Raw genomic sequence first — 14,717 nt, 5'->3', positions numbered from 1 at the left:
AAACTCCTTCCGCGACCACCCTAAAGTGGGAAGCGAAGTGAAATCCGGTCTTCACCCGTCTATGCAGGCCATGCGATTAAGCCGTTGAGAAATCGAAATTTCCCGCGGGCGCCTGCAGTCTTGGACAGGACAAGGCCAGCCGGCGAACCGCCTGACCTCTGCCCGCACCCCCACCGGCCGATGGATTTTCCTTCCTTTTCGGGCAAATCCTTGCGGACGTCCTGAAAAGGAATGATCTCCTGCGTGTCGGGTTTTCGGAATGCGTGCACGAACGCGCCAGCCAAGGCCGGCACGTCCGGAAGCGGTTCTTTAACCGCTCTCTGCCGGCTTGCCAAGAGCAAAATTCACACCAGTTCCAATCCGTTGCCGGCCGGGCCTGAGGCGGCCTGACAAGGGCCGATTCAGGCCGATTTGACCCCATAGGGCAGCGGCTTGCCCTCGAAAAATGCGCTGAGATTGGCCAGCACGCAGTTCTGCATGGCGACGTGCGATTCGAGGGTGTGGCCGCCGATATGCGGGGCGAACACCACGTTGGGGAGCGCGGTCAGGGCGTCGGGGGCATGAGGTTCCTTCTCGAAGACATCGAGGCCGGCGCCGGCGATGGTCTTGTCGGAGAGCGCTGCGACCAGGGCCTCCTGGTCGATGACCGAGCCGCGGGAAATGTTGACGACGTAGCCGTCGGCACCGAGGCGCCCCAGGATATCGGCGTTGACGACGTGCTGGGTCTCAGCCCCCGCCCGCACCGCGATCATCAGCACGCTGCACCAATCGGCGAGTGCTTCCAGAGTCGGGAAATATTGATAGGGCAGATCGTATTTGCTGCGGCTGAAATAGCCGACCTCGCTCTCAAAGGCGGCGCAGCGCGCGGCGATCTTGCGCCCGATCTCGCCCATGCCGTAGACGCCGATGCGGCGCCCGGGCATCCCCGCCTGCGGGCGCATCATCGGCGACTGCTTCGAGGCCGCCCAATCGCCGCTGCGGACATATTGGTCAGCGACCAGGATCCGCCGCGTCGTCGCCAGCATCAGGGTCATCGCGATGTCGGCGACCGAGGCGGCATTGGCGCCGGGGCTGTGGCCGACCGCGATGTTGCGGCTGGCTGCCGCCTTCAGGTCGACGCCGTCATAGCCGGTGCCGTAGCAGACGATCGCGCCGAGCTTCGGAAACAGGTCCATCGCCTCGGCGCCGAGCGGCGAGCCGCCGGCCGTCAGCATCGCACGGATGCCGCCGAGTTCTTCCGCCGAGAACACCTCCGTGGCCTTCTTGCCGCCGGTGTCGAGCAGCTCGAACCGCTCGGCGAAGCGCGCCATCATCGTCTTGGGAAAGCGCGAATAGATCAGGACCTTGTCAGCCATTGTTCTTGTTTCCGGTGAGTGCCGTCGAAAATGGAAAGGGGCGGAATCGGTCGCCCGATTCCGCCCCTCGCCTCATGCAATTTCCAAACCTCAGCCGAGGCAAGCCTTAGCCGAGGATCGTGCCCGGCTCGACCTTCACGCCCGGGCCCATCGTCGAGGACACCGCAACGCGCTGGATGTAGGTGCCCTTGGAACCAGCCGGCTTCGCCTTCGAGACAGCATCGGCCAGCGCCTTGATGTTCTCGACCAGCTTCTCCTCGGAGAACGAGGCCTTGCCGACGCCGGCCTGCAGAATGCCGGCCTTCTCGACGCGGAACTCGACCGAGCCGCCCTTGGCACCCTTCACCGCACCGGTGACGTCCATGGTCACGGTGCCGATCTTCGGGTTCGGCATCAGGCCGCGCGGGCCAAGCACCTTACCGAGACGACCGACCAGCGGCATCATGTCGGGGGTCGCAATACAACGATCGAAATCGATCGCGCCGTTCTGCACCTTCTCGACCAGGTCTTCGGCGCCGACGACGTCGGCACCTGCGGCCTTGGCTTCGTCAGCCTTGGCGCCACGGGCGAACACGCCGACGCGGAGCGTACGGCCAGTGCCGTTCGGCAGGGTCACGACGCCGCGGACCATCTGATCGGCGTGACGCGGATCGACACCGAGATTGATCGCGACCTCGATGGTCTCGTCGAACTTCGCCTTCGCGCGTTCCTTGACCATCTTGATGGCGTCCGCGAGCGGGTAAAGCTTTTCGCGGTCAACACCTTCGCGGGCTTTGTTCAAACGCTTTCCGATTGCCATAGCCGCTTACCCCGCCACTTCCAGACCCATCGAACGGGCAGAGCCCTCGACCATCTTCATGGCCGATTCGATGGTGTCGCAATTGAGATCCTTCATCTTCTTCTCGGCGATCTCGCGCACCTGCGCCTTGGTCACCTTGCCGGCCTTGTCGCGGCCCGGCGCCTTCGAGCCGGACTGGATCTTGGCAGCCTGCTTGAGGAAGAAGGACATCGGCGGCGTCTTCATCTCGAAGGTGAAGGAACGGTCCGCATAGATGGTGATGATCACCGGGATCGGGGTGTTCTTCTCTTCCTTCTGGGTCTGGGCGTTGAACGCCTTGCAGAACTCCATGATGTTGAGACCGCGCTGACCGAGCGCGGGACCGATCGGGGGCGAGGGATTCGCCGCACCGGCCGGGACCTGAAGCTTCAGGTATCCGGTCACTTTCTTTGCCATGTATCACTCCTGTTGTGCCGGCCTGGACCGGCGGTTTCAGGTTCGTGGTCTGGGTCGGATGCGGCTGGCAACCGCCCTCTCCCTCCCACGGCCTCTGCTTGCGCGAAGCCTTTCGACCTCGCGCCTTACCCGATCAGACCTTCTCGACCTGACCGAATTCCAATTCCACTGGCGTGGCGCGGCCGAAGATCGACACCGCGACCTTCACGCGCGAGCGCGCCTCGTCGATTTCCTCGACCACACCCGAGAACGAGGCGAACGGGCCATCGGCCACGCGCACGTTCTCGCCGATCTCGAACGACACCGACGCCTTCGGCCGTTCCACACCCTCCTGCACCTGGTGCAGGATGCGCATGGCTTCGTTCTCCGAGATCGGCATCGGCTTGTTCTCGGCGCCGAGGAAGCCCGTGACCTTCGGCGTGTTCTTGATCAGATGAAACGCCTCGTCGGTCAGCTTCATCTTAACCAGCACGTAGCCCGGGAAGAACTTGCGCTCGGCGTCGATCTTGCGGCCGCGGCGCACTTCCGTGACCTTCTCGGTCGGAACCAGCACCAGCTCGAACAGCTCTTCGAGCCCGCGCTGCTTGGCCTGCTCGCGGATCGATTCGGCGACCTTCTTCTCGAAGTTCGAATAGGCGTGGACGATGTACCAGCGCTTGTCGGACGATTGGGTTGCGGCGGCTGTTGCCATCAGTGAATGCCCAAAAGGAAGGTGATGAGGTAACGGATGATCTGGTCGGCGGCGAAGAAGAAGATCGAGGCCACGGCGACCATCACGAACACCATGATGGTGGTGATCGTGGTCTCACGACGGGTGGGCCAGGTGACCTTGGCGGTCTCCGAGCGCACTTCCTGCAAGAACTTGAACGGGCTGACTGCCATCGTTTGAGACGCCATTAAGAATTTCAGGGATCCGAACAGCCGCCTGTGGCCCAGCCCTCTGTCTCGAAGGATGAGCCGGAAAACCGGGCTCGATTGTTCGGGGGATTTCAAAGCCGCGCCGGAGATCCGCGTCTAACGGGCCGGCTGCGAGTGCCGGGTATCTACTGCGGATGGGGCCAAAGGTCAAGGTGCGGGCGGGCTGGAATCCACACCGGCCCGGCTGACGGACGTGATGCGGATCAAGGGCTTATGAGCCCCGCATGACCCAGCGCCCGAGCTATTCAGCCCGGCGCCGTCCTGCCTTCAATCCGGATTGTCTGGGATTAGCTGGCAGGAGTGGCAGGGCTCGAACCTGCGACCCCCGGTTTTGGAGACCGGTGCTCTACCAATTGAGCTACACTCCTGTGGACCCTCGCGTCGCCACGTGGATCAGGGGCGCTTTCAAGCACAGGGGACGGCCGGATTGCAAGGACGGATTGCAAGGGTGAAGCGCGCTGGCTTCGCTTGTTTGTGCAACGGCTTCTGGGCCACTCTCCGGTCCCGACAATCAAGAACAACCGGGAGTCCCCATGACTACCTTAGCGTCGACAGCCGCCGCCGCCCGCCCCTCGACAACGCCAAAAACCCCGTCTCTCCCCGAGGCCAAGCCGGAAACGCTGGGCCTGTCGCGGCCCCGCCTCCAGGCGATGTCGGACGCGTTCAAGCGCGAGATCGACAAGGGAACCGTTCCCGGCGTGACCGTGCTGGTGGCGAGGGGCGGCCAGGTCGGTTGGTTCGAGGCGCTCGGCAAGCAGAGTCCGGCGGGCCCGGCGATGGCGCTTGATTCGATCTTCCGGATCTTCTCGATGACCAAGCCGATCGTCTCGGTCGGCATCATGGCGCTGGTCGAGGACGGCTACCTCCTGCTCGGCGATCCCGTCGCAAAATTCATCCCGGAGTTCGCGGACCAGAAGGTCGGCGTCGTCAGCGGTGGCAAGCTGGAACTGGTTCCACCGAGGCGGCCGATGACGGTGCAGGACCTGCTCCGCCACACCTCGGGTCTCACCTACGAGCACCAGGGCGACGGCCCGGTGCACAAGCTCTACCAGGAGTCCCGCGTCCGCAGCCGCAAGATCACCAATGCCGAGCACGCCGCGCTGGTGGCGAGCTTCCCGCTGGTCTGCCACCCCGGCGACGAGTTCAACTACAGCCGTTCCACCGACATCCTCGGCCGCATCATCGAGGTCGTCAGCGGCAAGTCGCTCGGCACCTATCTCACCGAGCGCATCCTCGCGCCGTTGCAGATGACCGAGACCGGCTTCTCGACCTCAGAGGCCAACGCCGGCCGGCTCGCGCAGCCATTCGAAGCCGATCCCTGGACCGGTGACAAGGTCGCGCTGTTCAACATGCTCGAGCAGCCGGTGATGGAATCCGGCGGCGGCGGCCTGGTCTCCACCACGACGGACTACGCCCGCTTCGCGCTGATGCTGCGCAATGGCGGCACCCTCGACGGCAACAGGATCATCGGCCGCAAGACGCTGGAGCTGATGGCGTCCGATCACCTCGGGCCGCACGTCGTGACCAACGGCACGCTTCTTTCGCCCGGCCACGGTTTCGGTCTCGGCTTCGCCGTCCGCCGCGACGCCGGCATCGCGCCCTTCCCCGGCAGCGTCGGCAACTATTTCTGGAGCGGCATTGCCGGCACGTTCTTCTGGATCGATCCGAAGGAGGATCTGTTCACGGTGTTCATGACCCAGGGACCGGGACAACGTGACTTCACACGCACGCTGGTGCGGGATCTGGTTTACGCGGCGGTGGAGTGAGGGCGTTCGCTTAGTCGCGCGAGCCGCGAGGCCGCATCCACACACTCACCGTCATGCCCCGGCTTGACCGGGGCATCCAGTACTCCGTAGCGGCAGTTTGTTCGCACCACTTCGGCCGCGGAGTACTGGATCGCCCGCTTTCGCGGACGATGACGCTGATGCTGGAGTGAGCGTAGGTGCCCTTCTCCGCAAACCTCAACTAATCGTCGCGCCGCCGTCGATCACCATGGTCTGGCCGGTCATGAAGTCGCCGGCCGCTGATCCCAGGAACACCGCGGCACCCGCGATCTCGTCGGGAATGCCGATACGCAAGAGCGGCGAGCGCGCGGTCGAGGCCTTCAAATTCTCCGGATTGTCCCACAGCGCCTTGGCAAAATCGGTCTTGATCAGGCCGGGCGCGATGCAATTCACGCGGATGTTGTGCTTGCCGTATTCGCAAGCGAGATTGCGCGCGAGCTGCATGTCGGCCGCCTTGGAGATCGCGTAGGCGCCGAGAATGGTCGAGCCCTTGAGGCCGCCGATCGAGGAGACGATGATCACCGAGCCGTCCTTGCGCTCGATCATCTGCGGCACCACCATCGAGATCAGCCAGTTGTTGGCGACGATGTTGTTGTCGAGAATTTTACGGAACTGATCGTCGGAGATGCCGGCGAGCGGGCCGTAATACGGGTTCGATGCGGCGTTGCAGACCAGCACGTCGATCTTGCCGAAAGCGCGGTTGCTCTCGTCGACCAGATTTTGCAGATTCTCCTTCGACGAGATGTTGGCCGCGATCGCGACCGCGGTGCCCTTGCCGAACTTGTCGTTGATGCCCCTGGCGACCTCATCGCAGACATCCGCCTTGCGCGAGGAGATCACGACCTTGGCGCCGTGCTCCGCCATACGCTCGGCGATCGCAAGCCCGATGCCGCGCGTCGAGCCGGTGATGACGGCGACTTTCCCCTTCATGTCGAACAAGGTCATGTTTCTCTCCCAGATTGATCTTTGTATTCACATCGAGATTCCGGGCTCGGTCCTGCGGACCGCCCCGGAATGACAGCATAACTCAGGCGAGCTTCTTGACCTCAGGTCCCGCCAGCTGATGCATCTCGGCATGCGCATCGTCCGCGATCCACGGCTGCTGGTTCACCATCGGCAGCCGCCAGACCGAGCGCTCGGGGCTTGCGAAATAATCGAGCCGCGTGATCGAGACGTTGTCGATGTCGAACGACAGCGCCCGCTCCACCTGGCCGTCGAGTGCGAGACCGATCGCCGCCTTGATGGTGCCGCCATGCGCGACCGCGATCACGTCCTGCCCCGCCGCCTCATTGTTGATCCGCTCGACGGTGCGGCGCGTGCGGTTGTAGAGATCCATGAAACTTTCGCCGCCGGGCGCGGGCTCGTTGATGTCAGCAAACCAGCTTGAGCCGACGGGACGGCTGGCGATGAACTCGGCGCGGTTCATGCCCTGCCAGCGACCGAGATTCTGCTCGGCGAGGTCCGCCTCCCATTTCATCGACACGGGCCGCGGATAGCCCGCCTCCCAGATGGCTTCAGCCGTTTGATGCGTGCGCATCAGATTGCTCGAATACCACACCGCCTTACGTGGCAGCACCTTGGCAACAGCATTGAACACGTAGGTGTCGCTGGTGTCGCAGGCGAGATCGCTCTGTCCGTAGATGTTGCCGCCGTCATTGCGCACCGGCGCATGACGAACCCACCACCAGCGTGTCGTGACCACATTCGGCTTGTCTGCGGTTGCCATTGAAGCCCTTCCATCCCGTGTGATGTCGCTGTACGTCAGGTGTGAACGTGTCTCAAGACACTTTACCGTTTGAAATTCTGTTTGAAATTCCGTCGCGCGGCAAGCGTCGCACGGCATACCAAAGGGAGAAACCCATGGGCCGTCTGCAAGGCAAATCCGTCATCATCACCGGCGCCGGCAGCGGCATCGGCCGCGCGGCTGCACACCTCTTCACCAAGGAGGGCGCCAAGCTGATCGCCGTCGATCGCACCGAAGCGGTGAAGGAGACGGTCGACGAAGTGAAGAAAGCCGGCGGCGTTGCGGAGGCGATGATCGCCGATGCCGGCTCCGAGGCTGATGTCATCGCCGTCATCGACAAGGCGGTGAAGACGCATGGCCGGCTCGACGTCATCTGGGCCAATGCCGGCGTCTCCGGCGGGCTCGTTCCGCTCGGCGAGCAGACCGTCGAACAGTGGCAGGAGGTGCTGCGCGTCAATCTGATCGGACCGTTCCTCGCGGTGAAGCATGCGATGCCGCACATGGTGAAGCAGCAGTCCGGCGCGATCGTGCTCACCGCATCGGTTGCGGGCCTCAAGGCCGGCGCTAGCGGGCACCCCTATGCCGCCAGCAAGGCCGGCGTGATCAGCCTCGTGCAGACCACGGCGTATTCGCTCACCGGCACCGGCGTGCGCATCAACGCGGTCTGCCCGGGCCTGATCGAAACGGGAATGACCAAGCCGATCTTCGATCGCGCCAAGGAGCGCGGCACCCAGGACAAGATCGGCCAGCTCAATCCCTTGAAGCGTCCCGGCCAGCCGCACGAACTCGCCGCGATGGGACTCTTTTTGGCCAGCGACGAAGCGTCCTACGTGAACGGCCAGGCCTTCCCGGTGGACGGTGGCCTCACGGCGTCGATGCCGTATACGGGCAAGCCGGTCTGACAAAGGTCTCGCCTTTGGCTTCAGCAGCGCCACACTCTCAGTGTCGTCCCGGCGAAGGCCGGGACCCATAACCTCAGGGAGCAGTTTGGCGACGACTCGTCGATCGGTACTTTCACTTGAATGCACTCGATGGGTTCCGCGGTATGGGTCCCGGCCTTCGCCGGGACGACGGCGGAGAGAAATCGCGCATAACTGCATCAACATCGTCATTGCGAGCGCAGCAGATTGTAGGATGGGTAGAGCGAAGCGAACCCATCAACGCTTCCTCCGCACCGGAGCATGATGGGTTTCGCAAGTGCTCTACCCATCCAACGCCCCCGTTGACACGCCTTCTCATCCTCGCGGCGCATGTCGCCCGAGCTTTGCTTTCGGCGCCTTGCGCCTCTGCCCACCCTACGAGACCGATTGAGCCGCGAGCGCTACGATAAACAGCGCACAGCCTCCAATCGACGCAATCGTCCGCATATGATTCCAGAACACCCAATCCTTCAAATACGCCGCCCATACCGCGCCCGCCTCTGGCGATGACGGCTGCGCCGCGGCCAGCGCATCGTTGAGCGGCACGTTGAGCGCAACTGTCACGACGAACATGCCGATGATGTACAGGCCGCCGCCCGCGATCATGCTGGCTGCCCCCGGCTCACTGAAGCGCAACGCGCCCAACACAACCAGCGCTGCACCCGCCACCGTCGTGCCGAGGAACAACGGCATGAACAGCGAGCGCACGATGTCGACATTGATGGCATTCATCGCCGCGATACCGGCGGCCTGATCGAGCCGGCCGAGCGCGGTCATGATGAAGGTCGAGAACGCGAAATATATGCCGGCCATGAGGCCGCAGCCGAGCGCCGAGAACCAGAGCAATCCGCTCGTCAAAACCTGCCGCATGCTACGCCTCCTCAAATGCGATAAACTCTCGCATTTGATAAAGGCGATAAACTCTCTTATTTCTGGCGTCAAGCACAGATGGCGGAAACAACGATGCCGGAACGGAAGATCAGGGCGGGCAAAGCGACGCAGGCGGCCGGACGGCGCATGCCGCTGGTTCCGACGCAGGAACGTAGCCGGGAGCGGTTCGATCGCATCCTGACCGCCGCGAGCGAGATATTGACGGAAAAGGGCAGCGACGCCTTCCGGATGAGCGACATCGTCGAGCGCACCGGCATCGCCTTCGGCTCGCTCTACCAATATTTTCCGGACAAGAATGCCGTGATCGGGACGCTCGCCGAGCGTTGCAACGCCATCGGCCGCGAGTGCGTGGCGCGCGATCTCGCCGAGATGAAGAAACTATCCGATCTGCACGCGGCGCTGTGCCGCATTACCGACGGCTACTACCAGATGTTCCGCGATCACCCGGTGATGCATCACATCTGGCAAGCGACGCAAGGCGACCGAGCGCTGCAAGAGATCGACAGGGAGGACGTGGCTTTCCTGGCCGGTCTGTTACGCGAGGCACTCAAGCGTGTCGCGCCGAAACAGCCCGCCGCCGCCCTCACCTCCTTTTCGCACCTGGCGATGATCCAGATTGCCGCTGCGGTTCGTCACGCCATCGCCTTGCCGCCGGCGGAGGCGCGGCGTACGCTCGACCTGTTCAAGCGAATGCTGCCGAAGGATCTCTCCGCACTCGGCTGAGTCTCGGCGAAAGCAGCCTTCGCGATCGGGTTTGCCCGAACCGCCACTCCATTGGTATGTTTCGTGCAAGCGGCGATGCCATCCTCCATCTCATGAACGAGACAATGCCCAACCCGATTTTCCCAAGTTCCAGAGCCGATCGCATCCGCAACCTCCTCGCCGACCTGGTCGGCTTCGACACCATCAGCGATCGCACCAACTTGCCCCTGATCGCGCATATCGAGAGCTATCTCGCCTTCCTGGGCGTCAAGGGCGAGCGCATCACCGACGAGACCGGACAGAAGGCTTCGCTCTGGGTCACGATCGGCCCGGAGGACAAGCCCGGTCTCGTGCTGTCGGGACATACCGACGTCGTGCCGGTCGTCGGCCAGGACTGGAGCCACGATCCGTTCAAGCTGGTCGAGCGCGACGGCAAGCTGTTCGGCCGCGGCACCACCGACATGAAGGGTTTTGTGGCGGTGTGCCTCGCCATGGTGCCGGAGATGCTGGAAGCGAAGCTGACGACGCCGATTCATCTCGCCATCTCCTATGACGAGGAGATCGGCTGCATCGGTGTGCGGCCGATGCTGGCCGAGGTCGCGAAGAAGAAAGTTCGACCGCTCGGCGCATTCATCGGCGAGCCGACCGAGATGAAGGTCATCATCGGCCACAAGGGCAAGCACGGCGTGCGCGCGACGTTCCACGGACTTGCCCGCCATTCCTCAATCGCGCCCGACGGCGTCAACGCGATCGAATATGCCGCCGAGATGATCGTCGAGATCCGCCGCCGCGCGGTGAAGCTCGCAGGCCAGGTCGAGCGCAACAGTCTCTACGATGTCCCGCACTCGACGCTGTTGACCAGCATCGTGCACGGCGGCGCGGCGCTGAACATCGTGCCCGACACCTGCACCGTCGACTTCGAATGCCGCGGCATCGGCATCACCGAGTCCAAAGAGGTGACGGATGCGATCGTCGCCTGGGCCAAGGCCGAGCTCGAGCCCGCGATGAAGAAGCAGCATCCCGAGTGCGGCATCGATTTCGAGGAGATACTCGACTATCCCGCGCTCGACACCAAGGCCGACGCGGCGATCGTCACGCTGGCGAAGCAGCTCGCCGGCCGCAACGATCACGCCAAGGTCGCCTTCGGCACCGAGGCGAGCCTGTTTGCCAGCATCGCCGACATCCCATCAGTGGTGATAGGCCCCGGCTCGATCGCGCAGGCGCATACGCCGGATGAGTTCGTGGCGATGGCGGAGCTGGAGAAGTGCGCGGGGTTCGTGGAGAAGCTGATCGCGCATTGCGCGAAGGGGTAAGAGCGTAGGGCGGATTAGCGCAGCGTAATCCGCCATCTGCCTCGCGTCGTGTGAATGGCGGATTACGCTGCGCTAATCCGCCCTACGAAACTGCGACGGCGAATAGTCCACCGGCACCAGCAGGCGATCCTCGATCTGGCCGACCATCAGGCCGTGCTCCGCGTGGGTCACACGCTTGATCTCGCTCCACTCGGTGTCTGCCATGAAGGCCGCCCACGCGGACGTCTTCGCGGCCTCATCCGGCCACTCCAGAATGTAGGCGAACTCGGTACGCTCGCCGAATTTCGTCTCCCACATCGCCACGATCTGGAAGCCATATCTGGTCCGCATGATGCGCGCGGCGTGGTCGCGGAACCGTGCGTGAAAGGCAGTCTTGTTCTTTTCGAAGATTTCGTAGATGCGCAGTTGCTGGATCATGACCGTCTCCTTGCAGCGGAGATATGGTCAAGCATGGTGCGTGGACAAGGTACACGCGCTCTTCCTCGTCATTGCAGGAGCGAAGCGCGGCGTGCCAAAACAAAAGGCGCGGCCATGAGCCGCGCCTTCGTTGTTTCTACACCGCGCCCGCCTTCTGGGCGTATTCCCATGACGCCTTCGACAGCGGCACGGTGCGCTTGGCGGACTCCAGCGCCTTGGCGTTGGCGGCGGTGCCGTCGCGGACGCGGCCGGCGATGCCCTGCGTGATGCCGGCGAGGCGGAACAAATTGTAGGCGAAGTACCAGTTGAGATCCGGCACCGTCATCTTGGTGACGTTGCAATAGATCTGCGCGGCCTCCTCCACGCTCGGGATGTTGAGTGCCTTGAGGTCGGCACCGTCGAGGCCCGGCATGATCCACTGCATCAGCAGATAGGTGAAGTCTGCCATGGGATCGCCGAGCGTCGACAGCTCCCAATCCAGCACGGCCTGCACGCGAGGTTCCGTCGCGTGGAAAATCATGTTGTCGAGGCGGTAGTCGCCGTGGACGATCGAGACGCGCGCCTGCTCCGGCACGGTCTTGGGCAGCCATTCCGCCACCTTTTCGAATTCCGGAATGTGCTGCGTCTCGGACGCGCGATACTGCTTGGTCCAGCGGTCGATCTGGCGCGCGAAATAATTGCCGGGCTTGCCAAACTCGCCGAGGCCGATCGCGACGGGATCGTACATGTGGAGCTTTGCCAGCGTCTCGATCTTGCTGGTGAAGATCTTGCGGCGCGCATCGTTGTCCTGGCTCGGCAGCGTCGGATCCCAGAACACGCGACCGTCTTCCATCGACATGATGTAGAAGGCGGCGCCGATGATGCTGTCGTCCTGGCACAGCGCATAGGCGTGCGCGACCGGAAAACCCTGCTTTCCGAGGGCTGCGATGACGCGATATTCGCGATCGACCGCATGCGCCGACGGCAGCAATTTGCCGAACGGCTTGCGGCGCATCACGTAGGAGCGCTTCGGCGTGTTCAGCCGGTAGGTCGGATTGGACTGGCCGCCCTTGAACTGCAGGACGACCAGCGGGCCCTCATAGCCTTCGACGTTGTCGCGCATCCAGGCTTCGAGCCGCATCTCGTCGAAGCGATGCCGCTCCTCGACCGGCTTGGTGCCCGAGAACTCTTCGTCTTTCCTGACGCCGTCAGCCACGGTGACGCTCCCTCTTCAGTCCGAACGTGATCCTAATCGGTAACCGCTGACGCACTTGCGTCAAGCGGTTACCCAATCACGTCCTGTCGTTTCTTCAAGTCAGGAGCGCCGCTGGGCTCCCCCGCTTAATGCTTGGGAGAGTTGGCATACTTCCGAACTTCGAGCCGTGCAATGGCGCGATTGTGCACCTCGTCCGGACCGTCGGCGAGACGGAGCGTACGGATGTGCGCGTAGTCCTTGGCAAGACCGGCTTCGTCGGAGACGCCCGCGCCACCAAACGACTGGATCGCCTCGTCGATGATCTTCAGCGCCATGTTGGGGGCTGCGACCTTGATCATGGCGATCTCGGCCTGCGCGGTCTTGTTGCCAACCTTGTCCATCATGTCGGCAGCCTTGAGGCAGAGCAGACGCGTCATCTCGATGTTGGTGCGGGCATCGCCGATGCGCTGCTCCCACACCGAGTGCTCGACGATCTTCTTGCCGAAGGCGGTGCGCGAGGTCAGCCGCTTCACCATCTTCTCCAGCGCCTCCTCGGCCTTGCCGATAGTGCGCATGCAGTGATGAATACGGCCGGGACCAAGGCGGCCCTGCGCGATCTCGAAACCGCGGCCTTCGCCGAGCAGGATGTTCTCCTTGGGAACTCGCACGTTCTCGAGCAGCACCTGGGCATGGCCGTGTGGCGCGTCGTCGAAACCGAACACGGGGAGCATCTTCTCGACCTTGATGCCGGGGGTGTCGAGCGGAACCAGGATCTGCGACTGCTGCTGATGTTTTGCGGCGTTGAAATCGGTCTTGCCCATCAGGATCGCGATCTTGCAGCGGGGATCGCCGACGCCGGACGACCACCATTTGCGGCCGTTGATGACGTAGTGATCGCCATCCTTCTCGATGCGAGTCTCGATGTTGGTGGCATCCGAGGACGCGACGGCCGGTTCCGTCATCAGGAAGGCGGAGCGGATCTCGCCGTCCATCAGCGGACGCAACCATTTGCGCTTCTGCTCCTTGGAGCCGTAACGGATGAACACTTCCATGTTGCCGGTGTCGGGCGCGGAGCAGTTGAACACTTCCGAGGCCCAGGTGATGCGGCCCATCTCTTCCGACAGCAGCGCGTATTCGAGATTGGTCAATCCCGCGCCGCGGAATTCGTCGTCCTCATGCTCGCTCGGCGGCATGAACATGTTCCAGAGGCCTTCGGCCTTCGCCTTCTTCTTGAGGTCTTCGAGGACCGGGATCACCTTCCAGCGCTCGCCGCTGTGATCCTGTTCATTGTAGATCGGCACCACCGGGCGCACGTGCTTGGCCATGAAGGACTGCACGCGGTCGAGCCATTCCTTCTGCTTGGGGGACAGATCGAAATCCATGGGACGCTCCTCGGTCTCGCTTTGAAAGCCTGTTTTGCGCCGGACTGTCCTCCCGCAATGCGCGGCCCGCAAGCGCCATTCGGCGGATCGCGGCTGCGCGGAACTCGCGCCGCTCTCAACAGCGACGCAATTCCATCATGCGGATTGACTTTCTCCGGCCTTCAAACGATAGTTTCATACAAGTGTTTGAATTGCAACTCCCTCCCTGAGGGCATCCATGGCCAGCGATCATACGAGGTCTGCCATTCTCGCCGCCGCCGAACGGCTCTATGCCGATCGCGGCTTTGGCGACGTCACGCTCCGCGACATCGTCGCGGAGGCCAATGTCAATCTGGCTGCCGTGAACTATCATTTCGGCTCGAAGGACGAGTTGATCGCGGAATTATTTGTCACGCGCTCGATCGCGACCAATCGCGAACGCCTGCGCGAGTTGAGGGCCGCCGAAGAGCAAGGCGGCGGCCGCGCACCGATCGAGGTGATCTTGCGCGCACTAGTCGGCCCCACCTTGCGCGGCTGCCTGGGCCCGGAAAACCAGCGCTCCACCGCGGCGCGCTTCATGATCCGCGCCTCGATCGAATCCGTGCCGCCGATCCGTCGCATCAAGAACCGCGAGATCGACCACTTGCGGAAATTCGCAGGCGCGATGCGACGGTCCCTGCCCGACCGCAGCGATGTCGATATCTATTGGGGCCTGAATTTCGCGCTGGCGATGGCGCACCACACCATCCGCGAGAGCGAGCGCCTGACCAAGCTGTCGGAAGGGAAATGCGATCTCGACGACGTCGAGGACGTGGTCGCACGCGTCGTCAGCGTCGCGACGATGGCGCTGACGGCGGGCAAGGCCGAAGCCAAGGCGCCGTCAAGGGTCGCTGCGCGGTAGCGC

The 14,717-nt window shown here is 63.2% G+C and carries 16 protein-coding genes and 1 tRNA gene; 5 read left to right on the top strand and 12 right to left on the bottom strand.

Annotated elements, in window-relative coordinates:
- Positions 1-401: 401 nt before the first annotated feature.
- The 6 genes from QA645_RS17795 to QA645_RS17770 all read right to left on the bottom strand — a co-directional run bounded on the left by QA645_RS17795 (position 402) and on the right by QA645_RS17770 (position 3,875).
- Entirely contained in the window at positions 402-1,355 is a 954-nt protein-coding gene (locus QA645_RS17795) for a 2-hydroxyacid dehydrogenase (protein WP_283051875.1), read from the bottom strand.
- Between the two features lie 106 nt (positions 1,356-1,461).
- Positions 1,462-2,154 (bottom strand): 50S ribosomal protein L1, encoded by a 693-nt coding sequence (gene rplA, locus QA645_RS17790; protein ID WP_063682741.1) that lies wholly within the window; start codon positions 2,152-2,154, stop codon positions 1,462-1,464.
- A 6-nt stretch (positions 2,155-2,160) separates the two neighbouring features.
- The gene (rplK, locus tag QA645_RS17785) at positions 2,161-2,589 is read right to left on the bottom strand and encodes a 50S ribosomal protein L11 (RefSeq protein ID WP_027554142.1); all 429 of its coding nucleotides are present in this window, start codon (positions 2,587-2,589) and stop codon (positions 2,161-2,163) included.
- A gap of 133 nt (positions 2,590-2,722) precedes the next feature.
- Entirely contained in the window at positions 2,723-3,280 is a 558-nt protein-coding gene (nusG, locus tag QA645_RS17780; protein ID WP_092294124.1) for a transcription termination/antitermination protein NusG, read from the bottom strand.
- Positions 3,280-3,471: a preprotein translocase subunit SecE gene (gene secE / locus QA645_RS17775; RefSeq protein ID WP_007611620.1), complete on the bottom strand. Its 192-nt coding sequence runs from the start codon at positions 3,469-3,471 to the stop codon at positions 3,280-3,282. Before secE ends, nusG begins: the two co-directional genes overlap by 1 nt.
- 328 nt (positions 3,472-3,799) lie before the next feature.
- Positions 3,800-3,875, bottom strand: a tRNA-Trp gene (locus QA645_RS17770).
- A gap of 165 nt (positions 3,876-4,040) precedes the next feature.
- Here QA645_RS17770 and QA645_RS17765 point away from each other — a divergent pair.
- Positions 4,041-5,273 carry a serine hydrolase domain-containing protein gene (locus QA645_RS17765; RefSeq protein ID WP_283051868.1) on the top strand — a complete coding sequence of 411 codons (1,233 nt, stop codon included), beginning with the start codon at positions 4,041-4,043 and terminating at the stop codon, positions 5,271-5,273.
- A gap of 195 nt (positions 5,274-5,468) precedes the next feature.
- On the opposite strand, the gene QA645_RS17760 is transcribed toward QA645_RS17765, so the two are convergent.
- Together QA645_RS17760 and QA645_RS17755 are read right to left on the bottom strand one after the other, a co-directional pair.
- Positions 5,469-6,236: an SDR family oxidoreductase gene (locus QA645_RS17760; protein ID WP_283051866.1), complete on the bottom strand. Its 768-nt coding sequence runs from the start codon at positions 6,234-6,236 to the stop codon at positions 5,469-5,471.
- Positions 6,237-6,318: 82 nt separating this feature from the next.
- Positions 6,319-7,017, bottom strand: a complete 699-nt coding sequence (locus QA645_RS17755; protein ID WP_254132195.1) for a histidine phosphatase family protein — start codon at positions 7,015-7,017, stop codon at positions 6,319-6,321.
- 134 nt (positions 7,018-7,151) lie between these two features.
- Between QA645_RS17755 and QA645_RS17750 the strand changes: the two genes are divergently transcribed.
- Positions 7,152-7,937, top strand: coding sequence for an SDR family oxidoreductase (locus QA645_RS17750; protein WP_283051863.1), 786 nt, complete (start codon positions 7,152-7,154; stop codon positions 7,935-7,937).
- 393 nt (positions 7,938-8,330) lie between these two features.
- Here QA645_RS17750 and QA645_RS17745 read toward each other — a convergent pair whose 3' ends face one another.
- Positions 8,331-8,825, bottom strand: a complete 495-nt coding sequence (locus QA645_RS17745) for an anthrone oxygenase family protein (RefSeq protein WP_283051861.1) — start codon at positions 8,823-8,825, stop codon at positions 8,331-8,333.
- Between the two features lie 93 nt (positions 8,826-8,918).
- Here QA645_RS17745 and QA645_RS17740 point away from each other — a divergent pair, with 93 nt between their 5' ends.
- Both QA645_RS17740 and argE read left to right on the top strand, forming a co-directional pair.
- Positions 8,919-9,569, top strand: coding sequence for a TetR family transcriptional regulator (locus QA645_RS17740; RefSeq protein ID WP_283051859.1), 651 nt, complete (start codon positions 8,919-8,921; stop codon positions 9,567-9,569).
- Between the two features lie 104 nt (positions 9,570-9,673).
- On the top strand, positions 9,674-10,861 hold the full coding sequence (argE, locus tag QA645_RS17735) for an acetylornithine deacetylase (RefSeq protein WP_283051857.1): 1,188 nt from the start codon (positions 9,674-9,676) through the stop codon (positions 10,859-10,861).
- Between the two features lie 72 nt (positions 10,862-10,933).
- Here argE and QA645_RS17730 read toward each other — a convergent pair whose 3' ends face one another.
- From QA645_RS17730 to QA645_RS17720, 3 genes are all read right to left on the bottom strand, one after another.
- On the bottom strand, positions 10,934-11,278 hold the full coding sequence (locus QA645_RS17730) for an NIPSNAP family protein (RefSeq protein WP_254132200.1): 345 nt from the start codon (positions 11,276-11,278) through the stop codon (positions 10,934-10,936).
- Between the two features lie 136 nt (positions 11,279-11,414).
- Positions 11,415-12,473: a phosphotransferase family protein gene (locus QA645_RS17725; protein ID WP_283051855.1), complete on the bottom strand. Its 1,059-nt coding sequence runs from the start codon at positions 12,471-12,473 to the stop codon at positions 11,415-11,417.
- A 125-nt stretch (positions 12,474-12,598) separates the two neighbouring features.
- Positions 12,599-13,834 (bottom strand): acyl-CoA dehydrogenase family protein, encoded by a 1,236-nt coding sequence (locus QA645_RS17720; RefSeq protein WP_283051852.1) that lies wholly within the window; start codon positions 13,832-13,834, stop codon positions 12,599-12,601.
- 217 nt (positions 13,835-14,051) lie between these two features.
- Between QA645_RS17720 and QA645_RS17715 the strand changes: the two genes are divergently transcribed.
- Positions 14,052-14,714, top strand: a complete 663-nt coding sequence (locus QA645_RS17715) for a TetR/AcrR family transcriptional regulator (protein WP_283051851.1) — start codon at positions 14,052-14,054, stop codon at positions 14,712-14,714.
- Positions 14,715-14,717: the final 3 nt, after the last annotated feature.

This window comes from Bradyrhizobium sp. CIAT3101 (assembly GCF_029714945.1).
GTDB lineage: Bacteria > Pseudomonadota > Alphaproteobacteria > Rhizobiales > Xanthobacteraceae > Bradyrhizobium.
Note: the sequence above shows the minus strand (reverse complement) of the source record. Positions and strands in the feature narration are given on the sequence as shown.

Bases quoted from the DNA above. Each gene is read 5' to 3' on its own strand.
- QA645_RS17730 (WP_254132200.1), bottom strand. From the start codon at position 11,278: ATGATCCAGCAACTGCGCATCTACGAAATCTTCGAAAAGAACAAGACT.
- QA645_RS17760 (WP_283051866.1), bottom strand. From the start codon at position 6,236: ATGACCTTGTTCGACATGAAGGGGAAAGTCGCCGTCATCACCGGCTCG.
- QA645_RS17750 (WP_283051863.1), top strand. From the start codon at position 7,152: ATGGGCCGTCTGCAAGGCAAATCCGTCATCATCACCGGCGCCGGCAGC.
- argE (WP_283051857.1), top strand. From the start codon at position 9,674: ATGCCCAACCCGATTTTCCCAAGTTCCAGAGCCGATCGCATCCGCAAC.
- QA645_RS17715 (WP_283051851.1), top strand. From the start codon at position 14,052: ATGGCCAGCGATCATACGAGGTCTGCCATTCTCGCCGCCGCCGAACGG.
- rplA (WP_063682741.1), bottom strand. From the start codon at position 2,154: ATGGCAATCGGAAAGCGTTTGAACAAAGCCCGCGAAGGTGTTGACCGC.
- nusG (WP_092294124.1), bottom strand. From the start codon at position 3,280: ATGGCAACAGCCGCCGCAACCCAATCGTCCGACAAGCGCTGGTACATC.
- QA645_RS17755 (WP_254132195.1), bottom strand. From the start codon at position 7,017: ATGGCAACCGCAGACAAGCCGAATGTGGTCACGACACGCTGGTGGTGG.
- QA645_RS17745 (WP_283051861.1), bottom strand. From the start codon at position 8,825: ATGCGGCAGGTTTTGACGAGCGGATTGCTCTGGTTCTCGGCGCTCGGC.
- QA645_RS17765 (WP_283051868.1), top strand. From the start codon at position 4,041: ATGACTACCTTAGCGTCGACAGCCGCCGCCGCCCGCCCCTCGACAACG.
- rplK (WP_027554142.1), bottom strand. From the start codon at position 2,589: ATGGCAAAGAAAGTGACCGGATACCTGAAGCTTCAGGTCCCGGCCGGT.
- secE (WP_007611620.1), bottom strand. From the start codon at position 3,471: ATGGCAGTCAGCCCGTTCAAGTTCTTGCAGGAAGTGCGCTCGGAGACC.
- QA645_RS17795 (WP_283051875.1), bottom strand. From the start codon at position 1,355: ATGGCTGACAAGGTCCTGATCTATTCGCGCTTTCCCAAGACGATGATG.
- QA645_RS17740 (WP_283051859.1), top strand. From the start codon at position 8,919: ATGCCGGAACGGAAGATCAGGGCGGGCAAAGCGACGCAGGCGGCCGGA.
- QA645_RS17720 (WP_283051852.1), bottom strand. From the start codon at position 13,834: ATGGATTTCGATCTGTCCCCCAAGCAGAAGGAATGGCTCGACCGCGTG.